At 72.8% G+C, this 16,922-nt stretch carries 13 protein-coding genes and 1 other RNA gene; 6 read left to right on the top strand and 8 right to left on the bottom strand.

What is annotated here, in order from left to right; all coding sequences use genetic code 11:
• Positions 1 to 170: 170 nt before the first annotated feature.
• Positions 171 to 1,163: an ATP-binding cassette domain-containing protein gene (locus ABD340_RS12775; RefSeq protein WP_344589068.1), complete on the top strand. Its 993-nt coding sequence runs from the start codon at positions 171 to 173 to the stop codon at positions 1,161 to 1,163.
• Complete coding sequence (locus ABD340_RS12770; RefSeq protein ID WP_344589067.1) at positions 1,160 to 1,978, top strand: ABC transporter permease; 819 nt, start codon at positions 1,160 to 1,162, stop codon at positions 1,976 to 1,978. The genes ABD340_RS12775 and ABD340_RS12770 overlap by 4 nt, the downstream gene beginning before the upstream one ends.
• Before the next feature lie 80 nt (positions 1,979 to 2,058).
• On the opposite strand, the gene ABD340_RS12765 is transcribed toward ABD340_RS12770, so the two are convergent.
• Both ABD340_RS12765 and ABD340_RS12760 read right to left on the bottom strand, forming a co-directional pair.
• Positions 2,059 to 5,361, bottom strand: coding sequence for an AfsR/SARP family transcriptional regulator (locus ABD340_RS12765; protein WP_344589066.1), 3,303 nt, complete (start codon positions 5,359 to 5,361; stop codon positions 2,059 to 2,061).
• 123 nt (positions 5,362 to 5,484) lie between these two features.
• Entirely contained in the window at positions 5,485 to 6,789 is a 1,305-nt protein-coding gene (locus tag ABD340_RS12760) for an NAD(P)/FAD-dependent oxidoreductase (RefSeq protein ID WP_425547362.1), read from the bottom strand.
• A gap of 723 nt (positions 6,790 to 7,512) precedes the next feature.
• On the opposite strand from ABD340_RS12760, the gene ABD340_RS12755 reads away from it, so the two are divergent.
• The 3 genes from ABD340_RS12755 to ABD340_RS12745 all read left to right on the top strand — a co-directional run bounded on the left by ABD340_RS12755 (position 7,513) and on the right by ABD340_RS12745 (position 11,535).
• Positions 7,513 to 8,097, top strand: a complete 585-nt coding sequence (locus tag ABD340_RS12755) for a YbhB/YbcL family Raf kinase inhibitor-like protein (protein WP_344589064.1) — start codon at positions 7,513 to 7,515, stop codon at positions 8,095 to 8,097.
• A 297-nt stretch (positions 8,098 to 8,394) separates the two neighbouring features.
• Complete coding sequence (locus tag ABD340_RS12750; protein ID WP_344589063.1) at positions 8,395 to 10,584, top strand: hypothetical protein; 2,190 nt, start codon at positions 8,395 to 8,397, stop codon at positions 10,582 to 10,584.
• A gap of 285 nt (positions 10,585 to 10,869) precedes the next feature.
• Entirely contained in the window at positions 10,870 to 11,535 is a 666-nt protein-coding gene (locus ABD340_RS12745) for a carbonic anhydrase (RefSeq protein WP_344589062.1), read from the top strand.
• Positions 11,536 to 11,575: 40 nt separating this feature from the next.
• Here the strand turns inward: ABD340_RS12745 and ABD340_RS12740 are convergent, their stop codons facing one another.
• Positions 11,576 to 11,800 (bottom strand): hypothetical protein, encoded by a 225-nt coding sequence (locus ABD340_RS12740; RefSeq protein ID WP_344589061.1) that lies wholly within the window; start codon positions 11,798 to 11,800, stop codon positions 11,576 to 11,578.
• A 199-nt stretch (positions 11,801 to 11,999) separates the two neighbouring features.
• Here ABD340_RS12740 and ABD340_RS12735 point away from each other — a divergent pair, with 199 nt between their 5' ends.
• A complete protein-coding gene (locus ABD340_RS12735; protein WP_344589060.1) occupies positions 12,000 to 12,551 on the top strand; it encodes an N-acetylmuramoyl-L-alanine amidase in 552 nt (183 codons plus the stop codon).
• Here ABD340_RS12735 and ABD340_RS12730 read toward each other — a convergent pair.
• From ABD340_RS12730 to ABD340_RS12710, 5 genes are all read right to left on the bottom strand, one after another.
• Positions 12,509 to 13,489 carry an NAD-dependent epimerase/dehydratase family protein gene (locus ABD340_RS12730; RefSeq protein WP_344589059.1) on the bottom strand — a complete coding sequence of 327 codons (981 nt, stop codon included), beginning with the start codon at positions 13,487 to 13,489 and terminating at the stop codon, positions 12,509 to 12,511. The genes ABD340_RS12735 and ABD340_RS12730 overlap by 43 nt on opposite strands.
• Before the next feature lie 116 nt (positions 13,490 to 13,605).
• An RNA gene (gene rnpB / locus ABD340_RS12725) (RNase P RNA component class A) lies at positions 13,606 to 13,987 on the bottom strand.
• Positions 13,988 to 14,012: 25 nt separating this feature from the next.
• Positions 14,013 to 15,098: a bifunctional RNase H/acid phosphatase gene (locus ABD340_RS12720; protein ID WP_344589057.1), complete on the bottom strand. Its 1,086-nt coding sequence runs from the start codon at positions 15,096 to 15,098 to the stop codon at positions 14,013 to 14,015.
• Positions 15,095 to 15,838, bottom strand: a complete 744-nt coding sequence (locus tag ABD340_RS12715) for a zinc ribbon domain-containing protein (protein ID WP_344589056.1) — start codon at positions 15,836 to 15,838, stop codon at positions 15,095 to 15,097. Before ABD340_RS12715 ends, ABD340_RS12720 begins: the two co-directional genes overlap by 4 nt.
• Positions 15,835 to 16,770 (bottom strand): Nif3-like dinuclear metal center hexameric protein, encoded by a 936-nt coding sequence (locus tag ABD340_RS12710; protein WP_344589055.1) that lies wholly within the window; start codon positions 16,768 to 16,770, stop codon positions 15,835 to 15,837. Before ABD340_RS12710 ends, ABD340_RS12715 begins: the two co-directional genes overlap by 4 nt.
• Positions 16,771 to 16,922 lie beyond the last annotated feature (152 nt).

The raw sequence follows: 16,922 nt of genomic DNA, 5'->3' as shown, positions 1-16,922 counted from the left end.
CTGGGCAGATCAGGGTGGTTTCTCAGGGTTTTGTCAGACCCGGGTGCGAGTCTGGGGTCCGCACCGTTTCGTTGTCAGCGATCTGTCAGCGGCAGCGAAAAAACTAGATGCGCAGCGTTTCCCGACAACTCATAGTTCTGCAGTCCGGCCGTCCTGTACTAGGAGATCACATGACCTATGCCATCCAGGCCGAGGGCCTGGTGAAGCGCTTCGGTGAGACCCAGGCGCTGGCCGGGGTCTCGCTCACCGCCGGCGCCGGAACCGTGCTGGGCGTGCTGGGCCCCAACGGCGCCGGCAAGACCACCATGACCCGCATCCTGGCCACGCTGATCGAGCCGACCGAGGGCACCGCCCGGGTCGGCGGCCACGACGTGGTCAAGGAGGCGCACCAGGTGCGCCAGCTGATCGGCCTCACCGGTCAGTACGCCGGGGTCGACGAGATGCTCACCGGCACCGAGAACCTCATCCTGATCGGCCGGCTGCTGGGCCTGTCGCGGCGGGCGTCCAAGGCCCGCGCGGCCGAGCTGCTCGACCGCTTCCAGCTCACCGAGGCGGCCGAACGCGCCGCCAAGACCTACTCCGGCGGCATGCGCCGGAGGCTCGACCTGGCCGCCAGCCTGGTGGGGCGGCCGCAGATCCTGTTCCTGGACGAGCCCACCACCGGTCTCGACCCGCGCAGCCGCAACGGCCTGTGGGACATCGTCCGCAACCTGACCGCCGACGGCGTCACCGTGCTGCTGACCACGCAGTACCTGGAGGAGGCCGACCAGCTGGCCGACGACATCATCGTGATCGACCGCGGCCAGGTCATCGCGCACGGCACCTCCGACGAGCTCAAGGCCCAGGTGGGCGGGCAGGTGCTTGAGCTGCGCCCGGTGCAGGAGGCCGACCAGGTGACCGTGACCCGGGTCGCCGGCGAGCTGGCCGGGGCGGCCCCCGAGGTCCGGGACGGCCTGGTGTCGGTCCCGATCAGCGATCCGGCGATCATGCCCGCGATGGTCCGCCGGCTCGACGACGCCGGCGTCGTGCTGGGCGAGCTGTCCATGCGCAAGTCCAGCCTGGACGAGGTGTTCTTCGCCCTCACCGGCCATCACACAGACGACATCGACGCCGAGGCCGACGAGCTCGCCAAGGCCGAGCAGAAGGAGGAGGCCCCCGCATGAGTGCTACGGGAATCGCCGCGCCCGCGGTGCCGAGCCTGTCCAGGCGGGTCTCGCCGGCCACCGCGGCCCGCAACATCGCGACCCTGGCCTGGCGCAACCTGGTCCAGATCAAGCACAACCCGATGGAGCTGCTGGACCTCAGCATCCAGCCGATCATGTTCGTGCTGCTGTTCGCCTACGTGTTCGGCCCTTCGATGGCCGGCAGCGTCGAGGCGTACCTGCCGGTCGTGATCCCCGGCATCATCGCCCAGAACGCGCTGTTCGCGGGGATGACCACGGGCTTCGGGCTGAACACCGACATCACCAAGGGGGTGTTCGACCGGTTCCGCAGCCTGCCGATCGCGCGCACCGCCCCGCTGGTCGGCCGGATCATCGCCGACACCACCAAGCAGGCCTGGTCGATGCTGATCCTGCTCACGGTGGGGTTCGCCATCGGGTTCCGGATCGAGACCGGCCCGCTGGCCCTGGTGACCTCGTTCCTGCTGCTGCTCGCCTTCGCGGTGCTGTTCTCCTGGACGTCGGTGTACATCGCGATGAAGGTGAACGAGCCGGAGAAGGTGCAGATCTTCGGTTTCGTGGTGATCTTCCCGCTGAGCTTCCTCAGCACGGCGTTCATCCCGAGCACCGACCGCATCCCCGGCCCGGTCGCGTGGCTGATGGACAACAGCCCGGTGACGCAGCTGGTCGAGGCGATGCGCGGCCTGCTGGTGGGCGGCCCGGTCCTCGAGCACGCGCTGATCGCCCTGGCCTGGGGCGTGGCCATCTCCCTGGTGTTCGCCCCCCTGTCGCTGCGCGCCTTCAAGAAGCGCGCCTGACCTGTCCGTTTCCCCCGCCCGCGCGACCAGCCTCCTATCGCAGGTCGCGCGGGCGGTCCCGTTGGGGATGATCCCGGCCGTCAGTCCGGAGGCTCCAGGCCGGCCGGCGGGGACGGGCGTTCCAGGCCGAACGCCTCGATCACCTCGTCGAAGGTCCGGGCCGAGCCGTGCTCGTAAGCCGCGGTGAAGGCGGCCTCGCCCAGGGCGGCGCGGATGGTGTTCTCCAGGGCGATGTTCTCGGGCTGCGATAGGTCCCGGGTGCCGCGCAGGCCGTCCGCACAGCCCAGCAGGAACGCCGCGCGCTCCGGGTCGCCCTCGCGCACGGCCAGGAAGGCGTGCCCCAGCAGCACATGAGCGACGATCGGATGGCCCATGGCCTGGACGGCTTGGCCCACTGCCTCCTCCAAGCGGGCCAGGGCGGCGTCCACGTCGCCGTTCTCGAGGTCCAGCCGCGCCCGGGAGGCCAGGATGAGCGCGCGGTGGTGCGGCAGCCCGCCCTCCTCTGGACACAGCTCCTCGGCCAGGTCCAACCACCGGATCGCCTCGGCGCGGTCGCCCTCACGCCAGGCGCACTCGCCGAACTGCTGGTACATGCACGCCAGCACTTCCGAGTCGGCCATTCGCTCGGCCTCTCGCAGCGCCTTGTCCAGGAGCGCCTTCGCCCGTTCCCGCTCCCCCAGCAGGTACAGATCGTTCGCCATCCTCGAGTGGAGCTGGAGGAACATGCTCATGCCGGCGCCGAGCGGCTCGTTCAGCAGCAGCGCCTCGTCGTACAGCGCGGTGGCGGCACGGCGGTCTCCGCGCCAGCGCAGGATCTCGGCCTGCCCGACGAGGGCGAACGACAGGCCCCAGCGGTCGCCCGACTCCCGGAAGGCCCGTTCCGCCTCGTCGAAGTCGTCTTCGACGTCGTCGAGCCGGCCGAAGTGGATGGCGATCTGGGCGCGCATGAAGCGGCCGATGCCCCGCACCCACGGGTCGGGGTCGTCGAACAGCGACGGGGCGGTCTCCAGGGCGCCCTCGTCCCAGCCCGACAGGTACAGGTCCTTCGTCACGCTCATCACCCGCACGACGGGATGCCGCGGCCGCTCGCCGAGCCGGTCGCAGATCCGCTCGACGGACCGCAGCCAGTCCACCGCCCGGCCGCTCTTCCAGGGCCCGTCGAAGGTGAGCATCACCCCGTGCGCCAGGGCGACCATCGTGGTCTCGTCCTCCGGGAGGCCCGGCATGCCCAGCACCTCGACGTAGTACTCTCCCGCGTCCCGGGCCGTCCCTTGGAGGAACCAGTACCAGCCGAGGCCGGCGCAGAGCCGGACGGCGAGGGCCGCGTCCCGGACGCTGATCACCCAGCGCAGCGCGGTGTGCAGATCGTCGTGCTCGGCGTTGAGCCGCGCCATCCAGTAGAGCTGGTCGTGCCGGTAGAGGCGCGGCTCGGCCATCTGGGCCAGCTGGGCGAGGTATTCGGCGTGCGCCCGGCGGGTCCGGTCCGCCTCCCCCGCCTCGGCGAGGCGTTCGGCCCCGTACGCGCGGATGGTCTCCAGCATGCGGTACCGCGGCAGGGCGTCGCCGTCGGCGTCGGTGACGAACAGGAGGGACTTGTCGACCAGGGCGGTGAGGACGTTCAGGACGTCGGCCGGGGGCAGCTCGGGTCCGGAGCAGACGCGCTCGGCGCTCTCCACGGTGGCGCCGCCGCTGAAGACCGACAGCCGCCGCAGCAGCGCGCGTTCGGCCTCGTCCAGCAGGTCCCAGCTCCATTCGACCACGGCGCGCAGGGTCTGGTGGCGGGGCAGCGCGGTGCGGCTGCCGGTGGCCAGCAGCCGGAACCGGTCACCGATGCGGTCGGCGAGCTGGGCCGGGGTCATGGCGCGCAGGCGGACGGCGGCGAGTTCGATGGCCAGGGGCATGCCGTCCAGGGCCCGGCAGATCCGCACGATGGACGCGACGTTCGCGGGCGTCACCGCGAAGCGGGGGGACGCGGCGGCGGCGCGGTCGGCGAGGAGGCGGACGGCGGGGTTGGCCATGGCCCCGGTGACGCCGGCCCCGTCCGGCGGCGGCTCCAGCGGTTCGACCGGCCACAGCGTCTCGCCGGTGATGCCGAGCGGCTCCCGGCTGGTCGCCAGGACGCGCACCCCCGGGCAGGACGCCAGGACGCGGTCGGCGATCCGGGCGGCGGCGTCCAGGAGGTGCTCGCAGTTGTCCAGGACGAGCAGCAGCCGCTTGGCCGCGAGCGCGGCGGCCAGCCGGTCGAGGGGGTCGCCGCCCTCGGCGACCGCGACCCGGCCGTGCCCGGCGGGGAGGAGCACCGACTCCCGCAGGCCCAGCGCGGTGAGCGCGGCCGGCGCGGCCTCGGCGGGGTCGCGGACGGGCGCCAGCTCGACGAGCCAGGCGCCGTCGGGCATGCGGCCGAGCTGCCGTTCGGCGGCTTCCAGGGAGAGCCGGGTCTTGCCCGCGCCGCCCGGCCCGGTCAGCGTCACCAGCCGTTTTGCGGCGAGCAGCCCGCCGACCCGGGCCAGGTCCTCGTCGCGGCCGACGAAGCTGGTCAGGCGGGCGCGCAGGTTGTTCGGGACGGGCGGCCGCGGCGCGTCCGCCGCGGGTTCGGGGGCCGTGCCGCCGTTCTCCGGCCAGGCTGGCGGCGGCGATCCGGAGCCGTTGCCGGGCTGGAGGGCGGGGTCCTGCCGGAGCACGGCCATGTGGAGGGTCTCCAGGTCGGGGGACGGGTCGACGCCCAGTTCCTCGGCCAGCGCCTGCTTGACCGACCCGTACTCCGACAGCGCCTCGGCCTGGCGGCCCGTGCCGTACAGGGCGCGGATCAGGCGGCCCCGCAGCGGCTCGCGGAGCGGTTCGGCGGCGGCCAGCGCGCGCAGCTCGGGGATCAGCTCCTCGTGCCGGCCGAGCTCCAGGTCGGCGTCGATCCGCTCGTCCAGCGCGGCGCGGCGCAGCGCCTCGAGGCGGGCGGCGGGGCCGTCGGCGAACGGCAGCCCGGACACGTCGGCAAGGGCGGGGCCGCGCCACAGGCCGAGGGCGGCGCCCAGCTCCGCCGAGCGGGCCCGCGGGTCGGCGGCGCGGCGGGCGGCGAGCACCCGGGCCTCGAAGTCGTGGGCGTCGACGCACCCGCGCGGCAGTGCCAGCCGGTAGCTCCCGCGCCGCGATTCGACGCGGTCGCGGCCGATCACCGCGCGCAGCCGGGAGACCAGGGCCTGCAGCGCGTTCAGCGCGGCCGCGGGGGCCCGGTCCTCCCAGAGGTCGTCGATGATGCGCTCGGCGGGCACCGGACGGCCCGCGTCCAGGGCGAGGAGGGTCAGCAGCGCGCGCAGCCGCGCGCCCCCGACCGCGGCCGGACGGCCGTCCTCGACCACCTCCAGCGGCCCCAGGATCCCGATCCGCACCCGTCGATTCTCCCCCAAACCGCTGAGCCCCCGCTCCCCGCGGGCGACGACGCCCCGACGATCCCATGGACCGTCGGGGCGTCGCATATGGAATTTTCTCTGGGCTCCCCCAGGATGACGGGCTCAGGCCGCGTTCTCCTTGGCCGTCTCCTTCGGCTTGGCGTCGCCCAGGGCGGCCAGCTCGAACTCGGCGCGCGGCTGTTCGATGCTGCCCAGCGAGACGGTCTCGCGCTTGAAGAACAGCGCGAGCGTCCAGTCGGCCAGCACCCGGACCTTCCGGTTGAAGGTCGGCACCCGGGACACGTGGTAGGTGCGGTGCATGATCCAGGCCGGGAAGCCCTTGACCTTGAACCCGTAGGTGTTGGCCACGCCCTTGTGCAGGCCGAGGCCCGCGACCGAGCCGACGCTGTTGTGCACGTACGGCTTGAGGGACTTGCCCCGCAGCGAGCGGATCAGGTTGTCGGCGAGGACCTTGGCCTGGCGGACGGCGTGCTGCGCGTTCGGGGCGCAGAACATGCCCTCCTGGGTGAGGTCGGGCACGGCGGCGTTGTCACCGGCGGTGAACGCCCGTACGACGCCCTCGATGGTGAGGTACTCGGTGGCCTTGACCTGGCCCCGCTCGTTCAGCGGCAGGTCGGAGTTGCGCACGACCGGGGACGCCTTGACGCCGGCCGTCCACACCAGCGTGCCCGCGGCGAAGCCGCTGCCGTCGGAGCACTCGATGTTCCCGCCGACCGCGGACTTCAGGAGCGTCTTGAGCTTGACGTCGATACCGCGGCCGCGCAGCTGCTCGGCGGTCCACTTGCCCATGTCGGGGCCGACCTCGGGCAGGATGCGATCGGCGGCCTCGATGAGGACGAACCGCAGGTCCTGCGGGGTGACCTTGCGCATGTACTTGACCGCGCCGCGGGCCATGTCCTCCAGCTCGGCCAGCGCCTCCACGCCGGCGAAGCCGCCGCCGACGAACACGAAGGTGAGCGCCTTGCGGCGGATCTCCTCGTCGTCGGTGGACTCGGCGATCTCCAGCTGGGCCAGCACGTGGTTGCGCAGGTGGATGGCCTCGCCGATGGTCTTGAATCCGATGCCGTGCTCGGCCAGGCCGGGGATGGGCAGGGTGCGGGACACCGATCCGGCGGCCATGACCAGGTAGTCGTAGGAGATCCGCTCGGGCGGGCCGGCCAGCGGCTGCAGGATGGCCCAGCGCTCGTCGTGGTTGAGTTCGGTCACCCGCGCGTTGCGCACGGTGCAGCGCGGCAGCACCCGGCGCAGCGGGGCGACGACGTGCCGGGGGGAGACGTTCCCGGCGGCGGCCTCGGGGAGGAACGGCTGGTACGTCATGTACGAGTTCGGATCGACGATCGTGATCCTGACCTCGTCCCGCTTCAGCTCGCGGCGGAGCTTCTTCTGCAGGCGCAGTGCCGTGTACATGCCCACGTAACCACCGCCCACGATGAGGACGTGGGGGGCGCCAGAGGTGCCCTTGGCGGTCCTGGCCATTGCGGCCTCCTACTCACGGTCGGCTTGTGAAGACATTCACAAGCTACCTCATGGACCCCGCCGAACACCAATCGATCATGGCGAAAAATTGTAAAAATTTTCGATTTGGGCAAACCAGACCGGCTCTTGCGCGTGAATTACGCCACTCCTTCGCAAAGATTCGGACAGTAAGCACGATACGTGACATGACTAACGTCACAGGATTGATCGGAACCTCTCCGCCGATTCGGAAAAACGATCGGGACGGTCGGGAACCGGGAGCACCCCACGACCGTCCCAGCCCAGTACCGGCCGCTCCCCGCGCCGGCCGCGTCGGAACCTGTTCGGCGGCTCGGCCGGAACGAAACGGAACGAGTCGGAGCGATTTGGAGCGATTTGGAGCGATTCGGAGCGCCCCGGAGCCGGGCTCCGGACGGCGCCCGCGCGGACCTTCGCAGGTCCTCGCGGACACCGGCGGACCGCGGGGACGGGGCGGGCCGGGAGCCGAGAGGGAAGCCTGGCCGGGAAAGGCCCGTCCCACCGTTGACGAACCTCTAAGGTGGGGCCGGACGAGGAAGGGGGCGCCATCCGGGACGGAGTGCGCGCCGCGAAGACCGCCCAGATGAACCGAATCCGGCGGCACGCGGCCGACGATCCCGCCCGGGGAGCGTAGCGATGATGACCAAAGACCGGCGTCGGATCCCGGCCGCGGCGGGCGCTCTCGCGCTCGCCGGCGTGCTCGGCCTCAGTGGCTGCGGGTTCATCGGGCAACCGAAGACCGCCAGTGCCGAACTGTCGGAGTGGTTCACCGTGACCAGCCCCGTCTTCCGCGATGGGCGCGACTTCCCCACGCGGTACGCCTGCACGACGTACCCTGGCGGAGCGGCCACGACCCCGCCGCTGCGATGGTCGGGAACCCCCGCGGGGACCCGCTCGTTCGCGATCGTCATGGACGACCCGGACGCCGAGACCGGCGCCTACGTCCACTGGGTGATGGGCGGGATCGAGGGGACCACGCAGCAACTGGTCGAGGGCGCCCAGTTGAACAAGACCGTCAATGGACTGAACACGAGCGAGAAGGTGGGCTACGCGCCGCCCTGCCCTCCCAAGGGCGAGCGGCACCGGTACCGCTTCACCATCTACGCACTGAACACCGAGGTCCCGTTCCGCAGCGGAGCGCCGCTGAAGGAGTCGCTGGGCGCCATCGCCGACCACACGGTCGGGCGCGGCCGGATCACCGGGAACTTCGGAGGCAAGTAGTCGCGTTGACCCTGCGGTCACGGAACGGAATCGTCACCGGGACGCAAGGTCAGGGCGGACCCCTCGGGGGGCCGGAGGCGAAAGGGGCGTACTGGTGGGCCGGGTCGGGCGCGAGCGCCGGGTTGGCCAATCGGTGCGCGGCGTGTGAGGGTAGATGTGCGCGAAGGGTGTGACAACGGGCATAGCGGTCGACCAGACTCGGTTTAGGTCCGCCGGGGTCCGGCCGCTGGCGATAATCGGGACGAGCCCGGGGGCCGCGCTGGCGACTCTCGCCGGACCAAGGCATTGGGTGGTGGCATGACAACTTACATCGTGGTCTTCGGCCTCATTGTGGTCGTGGTGCTGGTGGTCGTCCTGGTGGCCTTGGGCCTGCGGGCCAGCCGTGCCGGACGCGACGACGACGATGACTGGATGGACGACGAGCAGCAGCCGCCGTCCCGTGGCCGCCGGTCCGCCGACCGGGTGCCCGACGACGGCTACGGGCCGGGATACGACGCCGGGTACGAGGGCGGCTACGAAGGCGGCGGCTACGAGGCCGACCCCTACGAGGCCGACGGGTACGCCCCCGGTCCCGGCCCCGCTCCCGGGCCTGGCCCAGGCCCCGCTCCCGGTCCCGGCCCCGCTCCCGTGCAGCCCGAGCCCGAGTACGACCGCCGCGTCGCCGGCGGCCCCCTCGCCGCTCCCACCCCCGCCCCGGCGCCGCCCGCTCCCAGCGGCCCGGCCAGCGACGAGATGGAAGACGACGACTACTGGGCCACCATCACCTTCGACAAGCCCAAGTTCCCCTGGCAGCACGACAAGCACGGGGACGAGGCCGTCGACCCCTCGGCCGACCCGCTGAACGCGCGCGCCGACGACCCCATGCTCGGGGAGCCGATGCACGGCGAGCCCGTCCACGAGCACCCGATGCACGCGCAGGGCGACCCGATCGGGGCGCACCGCAACGACCCGCCCATGCCGGGCGCGCCCGAACCCATGCTGACCCAGCCGGTCTCCCTGTCCGACCCGCAGGGTTCGCTCGGCGGCGCCCACGGCGGCCTGAACGGCCCCGGCGTGCTGGGCGGCCCCGGCGGTGGTGACTTCGGCCAGACCGGCCCGCAGCCGACGCCCTCGCAGCAGCCGCCTTTCCAGCAGTCCCAGCCGTACGGGGGCGACCCCGGCCTGGGCGGTCCCTACGGCGGCGACCCCGGCTCCACGGCCGGTGACCCGATGCTCGACCCGCTCGGCCAACCGCTCGGCCAGGCGCCCGGCCAGTCCATGGGCACCGGCCCGCAGGCGCCCTTCGGCGGCTCCGACTACCGGGGAGCGGACTACGGGGCGCCCGAGCAGCCGCCGTCGCCTCAAGCGCCCGCGCCGTCGTACGGTGCCGGTTCCGGGCTCGACCAGCCGTCCTACGGGGCCCCCGAGCCGTCCTACGGCGGTGGCGATCTGCCGCAGTACCGGTCTCCGTCGCCCTCCGAGACGAACGACCCGCTGGGTGGCCGTCCGGCCGCCGCCGCGGGCCCGCCGCCCGGATCCCGCGACGCCTTCGACCGGCCGCTGCCGCCGTCCCCGGGCGACCCGCGCATGTCCGACCCGCTCGGGCTGCCGCTGGGCCGCACCGACGAGCAGCCCGGCCGCGGCTACGGCGATCCCGGGCTCGGCTCGCACGCTGAAACGCCCCGTCCGGCCGAACCGCCCCGTCCGGCCGAACCGCCCCGTCCGGCCGAGCCGGCCGCGGCGCCCGGCGGCGCTTTCGGCGGCGGCGGTGCCCCGGGCGACACCGACGGCAGCAAGCTGCCGACGGTGGACGAGCTGCTGCAGCGCATCCAGAACGACCGGCAGCGCACGTCCGGCCCCGCCGCAGGGCCGCCCGACACGGGCGGCTCGTACGGCGGCTCCCCGCTGAACGATCCGCTGAGCGACCCGCTGGGCAGCACCACCCCGCCCTCGTCCTCGTACGGCTCGGGCGGCTCGACGGGCCCGTGGCCGTCCCCAGGCGCGGGTTCGGGCGACCAGGCCGGATCGACGCAGAGCCTGTCCGGGCTGCCGTCGGGGTCCGGCTCGGGCTACGGGGGCTCCGGCCAGGGCGAGGGGTACCCGACCTCGCCCGCGTACGGGGACTCGTCGCGCTACGACGACCCGCTGGGCGCGGGCCGCGACTCCTACGGCTCGTTCGGCGGTGACCAGGGGCCGGGGCCGGGCTCGGGGCCCGCCGGCAACGAGACCGGCCGCTACGGCGACTTCAGCGGCAGCAGCTACAGCAGCGGGTCCGAGTCCGACCCGGGCCAGCAGGCCGGCTACGGCGACCCCAACGCCACGCAGGCCTACGACCCCAACGCCACCCAGGCGTACGGCGGGGGCTACTTCGGATCCCAGGGCGGCTACCCCGGTTCGCCGGGTGGGCAGTCCGACACGGGCGGCGGATCGTACGGATCCTCATACCCGGGCTCCGACCAGAACCGCCAGCAGGACGACTGGGAGAACCATCGCGACTACCGGCGCTGACCGGCCGGGCGGCGACAGCGGACGAGGCGGGGCCCACCGATATCGGTGGGCCCCGCCTCGTCCGCGTTCCGAGCACGCCGTGATCGCGCGATTCCGAGTGGTATCGGGCACATGTGCGCCCGAAACGAGGGGGCGGCATCGACGCGGCCCCCTGGATCTTGGTATTAAAGACGCGTGACTGGTGATATGTCACCGCCGCGTAGATCATCCGCGACTGCCCGGTGGTGGGCCCCATGGGCGAATCGACGGCGGCGGTCTGAAATCTCCGAACTGGACGCCCCGGAGGTGTCGCCGAGCGCGGTCCTGCTCGACGGGGTCCGCGAGTACCACGGCCGCACCGCCCGGCTGGTCCGCCCGATCATGGCGGAGCTGGCGTTCGAGCAGAAGCCGGAGCATCTGTTCATCACCTGCGTGGACTCGCGGGTGGTGCCCAACATCATCACCGCCAGCGGCCCGGGCGACCTGTTCATCAACCGCAACGTCGGCAACATGATCCCGCGGTTCGGGTCCCGCACCCGCGACGACTCGGTCGCCGCGACCGTCGAGTACGCCACCGAGGTGCTCGGCATCCGGACGATCACCGTCTGCGGCCACTCCAACTGCGGCGCCATGGCGGCGCTGCTGGCGGGGGGCGGCGAGGTCGATCATCTGCGGAGCCTGTCGCGCTGGCTGCGGCACGGCAATCACAGCCTGGCCCGTTTCCTGGCCACCGAGCCCACCGGCGACAAGCCTCCCCTGACCCGGCTCTGCCAGATCAACGTGATGCAGCAACTCGACAACCTGCTCACCTATCCCTGGCTCCGCGACCGGGTGGAGGCCGGCGCGGTCGAGCTGGTCGGCCTCTACCTGGATCTCGAGACCGCCAAGGTCCATGTCCTCGACCCCGCCGCGGAGGCCTTCGTCCCGGTTCCGGACGGGGCCCCCGACGGCGACGCCCGCGCCTTCACCTGACCGCCGCCATGGGCCGTCCCCGCCGGCGGCCCATGACCGGTCAGTGCCCGACGAGATGATCGTCGTTCCCGTGGTCGTAGTCGTCGTAGAGGTCGAGCACGCTCCCGCGCGCGTACATTCCGGTCACTCGGCGCGCCCTGCGCGCACTCCCCGTGGACGCCGGAAGGAACAGTGCGTCGCCCCGGCTGGCCTTCGCGAACTCCACCAGATAAACCAGCGACGCCAGCAACCCGATGAGTGCGACCGCGGTCACCGCGATGAACATCGGTGCTCCTCTCCGCGGGGCCGGTCCCGGCACCCCGCGTCACCCGCCGATCTCCCCAAGTCGATCGGCTCTACTTGGAAGGTAGGCGCCGCGGCGAGGATCGTTTGTGTCGCATGACACCGAGTACAGAGAATTTCTCCATTCCGCCCCAACAGGCGGTTCCAGGGACACAACCGAGATCATCTAGACGGAGGTGCCGATGGACGAGCGGCCGGTCAGCTGGTGGCGGGAGCTGCCTGGACGGAACCGCGAAGAGGTCACCACCGTGGTCCTGCACGCGACCGAGACGCCCGATCTGGAGACGGCCCGGGAGCTGGCGGAGAACGGCGACCGGGTTTGCGGGCATCTTTACATCGACCGGGACGGCGGCGTCCACCAATTCGTCCCGGCCGACCGTGTGGCCGCGCACGTACGCGGCCACAACTCCCGATCCATCGGCATAGAGCTGGTCAATCGCGGCCGCTATCCCGACCATTTCCATTCGCGCTTCCAGGTGCCGGACGAGGAGTTCCCCGCGGCACAGGTCGAGGCTTTGAAGATGGTCCTGCAGGGTCTTCGGCAGGAGTTTCCCGCACTACGCGAACTGGTACGGCACAGCGATCTCGACCAGGCCTTGGTCACCGCCGCCGACGACGCGGGCCGGACGGTCCGCCGGCGGATCGATCCCGGGCCCCGCTTCCCCTGGCGGGAGGTGAAGGCGTTCTGGGATCAGAGCACCGACGCCTCCACCTCGGGGTCCAGCCCCACCTGAGGACGGTCGGGACGCTGCGGCGGCACTCCCCCGATGCCCCGCAGCCAGGCCCAGGTGTCCGCCACGGTCTCACCGACCGGACGGCATGCCAGACCGGCCGCGAGCGCCTTCGAGACGTCCGCGCGGTGCATCATGTCGTGGTCCTCGCCCGGCGGCAGCCAGATCGGCAGATCCTGCCAGGGCTCGATTCCGGCCGCGAGGATCGGGCCGGGCTCGACCCAGCGGAGTTCGGCGTCCGAAGCGGTGACCCGGACGCACGCCTCCAGCAATTCCCGCATGGTCGCGAACCCGGGCCGGGAAATGACGTTGTACGGACCGCCGAGCCCTTTCTCGGCCGCGTCCAGACTCCAGGAGGCCAGGTCCCGGGCATCGATGTACTGCAATCCCAGATCGCGCGGGCCGGGCGCCAGCACAGGGCCGCCGCGCGCGATTCGCCGGAGCCACCAGGGAAGGCGTCCGATGTTCTCGTGCGGTCCGAGGACCAATCCCGCCCTGAGCAGGAGCGCCCGGTCACCGAAATGCCGTTCGGCGGCGAGCTCTCCGCCGCGCTTGGTGCGCGCGTAGTCCGCGGCGTCCTCGGCGTCGGGCGATCCTTCGACCACGCGTGCGCTCTCGTCGGCGCCCGCCTCGGTCGGGGCGGCGTACACCGAACGGCTGGACACGTAGACATAGCGGCCCGACCGCTCCCGAAGGGCCTCCGCCGCGTCCCGCACGGCCGACGGGGCCCACGACCAGGTGTCGACGACGATGTCCCACTCGCCCCGTTCGATCGCGGCGAGCCCGCCCGGAACACCGCGATCGCCGCGTAGCGCGGTCACGCCCCGGGGCACGGGGTGCGTCCCGCGGTTGAGGACGCTGACCTCCCAGCCGCGCGCCAGCCCCGCTTCCAGGTAGGCGCGCCCGACGAACTCCGTCCCACCCAAGATCAGCAGCCTCATGGCGGCCACTCTGCCCGCCGGGCCGCGCCACCGGAACCCTTCCCGTCACGCCTCCAGCGAACAGAGCCGCGCGGCCGGACCCGTAACCGGATCGCGTGCGGCGGGCGGGTGGAAGGCGGACGAGTCGGCCTGTAGGCCGGGTTTTGTCCCCGCCTTGCGGCGGGGGACGGCCATCCATCTCGGGCCGCCGTTGCCGACGGCCTCCAGCGGTCTACCCGCAGGCTCGGGCGGGCCGCCCTCGGGCACCTGCGCGGGGTGCCCGGAGGCACCCCTTCTTGACCTTGCTCCGGGTGGGGTTTACCTGGCCGCCCACGTCACCGTGGGCGCCGGTGAGCTCTTACCTCACCGTTTCACCCTTACCACCGAGCGGTGGCGGTCTGTTTTCTGTGGCACTTTCCCGCGGGTCGCCCCGGGTCGGCGTTACCGACCACCCTGCCCTGTGGAGCCCGGACCTTCCTCGGCGAGGCATCGCCTCGACGCGGCCGTCCGGCCGGCTCGTCCGCCGTACCGCCCAGGATAGCGGTCAGAGCAGATGGTGGGTGTCGTTGAACGAGCGCAGGGAGGCCGGGCCGTCGTCGTACCAGTCGATCGACGACAGCGACGCCACGTCCAGCCGCATCCGGAAGAGGGAGGCCATCGGGGCGCCGAGCGCCTCCTTCACCAGGAGCTTGATCGGGGTGACGTGCGAGACGACCACGACGGTCTGGTGCCGGTGGCGGACCTTGACCTTGTCGAGGGCGGTGCGGACGCGGCGGGAGACGCTGGTGAAGCTCTCGCCGCCGGGCGGGGCGGCACCGGGGTCGGCCAGCCATGCCTTCAGCTCGGCGGGCCAGCGCTGGTCGGCCTCGGCGAAGGTGAGGCCCTCCCAGTCGCCGAAGTCGGTCTCCCGGAAGCCGTCCTCGACCCGGACGGCGGCGCCGGTGGCGGCGGCGACCTCGGCCGCGGTGGCGCGGCAGCGGTCGAGCGGGGAGGTGACGACCGCGTCGACGCCGCGGCCCTTGAGGGCGTGCGCGGCGGCCCGGGCCTGGGCCAGGCCGCCCTCGGTCAGCGGGACGTCACCGGTCCCGGCGAAGCGCTTCTCGACCGACAGCCGGGTCTCGCCGTGGCGGAGCAGGAGCGTGGTCGTGGGCGTGCCGGTGGCCTCGGACCAGACCGGGGCCGGGTCGTCCTCCTCCTCGCGGCTCCACTCCTCGCCGCGGGCGGCGGCGTCCATGGCCTCGTTGGCGAGCCGGTCGGCGTGCGCGTTGCGGGCCCGCGGCACCCAGGTGTAGGCGACCGAGCCCAGCGACGACGCCAGCTCGCGCGCCTCCAGGGCCAGCGGCACCATGTCCGGGTGCTTGATCTTCCAGCGGCCGGACATCTGCTCGACGACCAGCTTGGAGTCCATCCGCACCTCGACCCGGGCGGACGGGTCGAGGCCGGCGGCGGCGCGCAGCCCGGCGATCAGGCCGCGGTACTCGGCCACGTTGTTGGTGGCGCGCCCGATGGCCTCGGCGACCTCGGCCAGCACCTCGCCGGTGAGCGCGTCGCGGACCAGCGCCCCGTACCCGGCGGGCCCGGGGTTGCCGCGCGAGCCGCCGTCGGCCTCGACGACGAGCTTGCGGCTCACAGGCCCGACTCGGGGGTGCGGACGAGGACGCGGCGGCACTCCTCGCAGCGGATCACCTCGTCCTCGGCGGCCGCCCGGATGCGGTTCAGGTCGACGGTGTTGAGGGCCAGATGGCAGCCCTGGCAGGCGCCCCGGTAGAGCTTGGCGGCGCCGACGCCGCCGAACTGGCCGCGCAGCTTCTCGTAGAGGGCCTGCAGGTCCGCGGGGACGTCCTTGGCGACCGCGGCGCGGGCCGCGGTGGTGGTGCCGGACTCCTCGTCGATCTCCTTGCGCGCGGTGTCGCGGCGCTGGGCGAGGGTGTCGTGCTCGGTCTGCGCCGCGGCGCGCTCCTCGCGCAGCCCGGAGACCTTGGACTCGGCCTCCTCGCGGCGCTCCATGATCTCCAGCACGACCTCCTCCAGGTCGGACTGGCGGCGCTGGAGCGAGGCGATCTCGGTCTGCAGCCCGCTCAGGTCCTTGGCGGAGGCCACCTGGCCGGAGTCCAGCCGCTTCTGGTCGCGTTCCGCCCGGGCCCGGACCTGCTCGACGTCCTGCTCGGCCTTCCGCTGCTCCCGGTCCAGATCGCCGACCTCGGTCTCGGCCGCGACGATCGCGTCGCGCAGCTCGGTCAGCCGGCCCTCGAGCCGGTCGACCTCGGCCAGCTCGGGCAGGGTGCGGCGGCGGTGCGCCAGCCGGTCCAGCGTGCTGTCGAGCTCCTGGAGGTCGATCAGGCGAAGCTGGGCTTGCGGTGCGGCTTTCACTTTGCTCCTTCGCTTGCTTCGGGCGCGGGCCCGGGGGTCTGGGGACCGGCCGCCGGAGAGGCGTCGTGCAGGCGCCACGCGTCGGTGACGAGCGCGGAGACCCGGGTCTCCAGCTTGGGCGCCGCCTCCCGCGGGACGCCGCCGGCGAGCCGGTGCTCGGCGTCGGCGAGCCAGGGCCATTCGGTGGCCCAGTGCGCGGCGTCGACGAGCGCGGGGCCGTCGTGCTCGGCGAACTCCGAGGCGGGATGGTGGCGCAGGTCGGCGGTGAGGTAGACGTCCACCCCGGCGGCGCGCGCGGTGTCGAGCAGCGAGTCGCCCGCGCCGCCGCAGACCGCGACGGTGTGGACGATGCGCTCGGGATCGCCGGCCGCCCGGACGCCCCAGGCGGTGGCGGGCAGCCCGGACGCGGCGCGTGCGGTGAAGTCGCGCAGCGTCATCGGCGCGGGCAGCGCGCCGATCCGGCCGAGGCCGCGGCGCGGGTCGGCGGCGGCCGGCGCCATTGGCTCGGGCAGCTCTCCGCTCCGGCCGAGCCCGTGGCGTGGAGCGGTGGGGGCCAGCGGGCGCAGCTCTCCGCTCAGGCCGACCGCGCGGGCCAGCGCGTCGGAGACGCCGGGATCGGCCACGTCGGCGTTGGTGTGGGCGGTGTAGAGCGCCACCCCGTTGCTGATCATCCGGTGGACGAGCCGGCCCTTGGGCGTGGTGGCGGCGACGCTGGTGACCCCGCGCAGCAGCAGCGGATGGTGGGTGACCACGAGGTCGGCGCCCCATTCGAGGGCCTCGTCCAGGACGGCGGCGACGGGGTCGACCGCGAACAGCACGCGGCCGACCTCCTGGTCGGGGTCGCCGCAGACCAGCCCGACGGCGTCCCACGGCTCGGCCCAGGACGGCGGATAGAGCTCCTCGAGGACCGCGATGACATGGGATAGGCGCACGTCCCGCAGGCTACCGGCTCGGACCGCTCCAGCCGAGTCGCCCACGTGGGTCGGAACGGCGCGCCGCGCGGTTTTCGGGACGCCGCCGCGACCGGAAACCAGGCGGGGGCGCGTTCCGGGGGCACCGGCTATCGTGTGAGGTCTCCGCGGAC

It is taken from the genome of Actinomadura vinacea, assembly GCF_039532545.1.
Lineage (GTDB): Bacteria > Actinomycetota > Actinomycetes > Streptosporangiales > Streptosporangiaceae > Spirillospora > Spirillospora vinacea.
The sequence above is the reverse complement of the archived record's forward strand: the minus strand, read 5'-3'. Positions and strand labels throughout refer to the sequence as shown.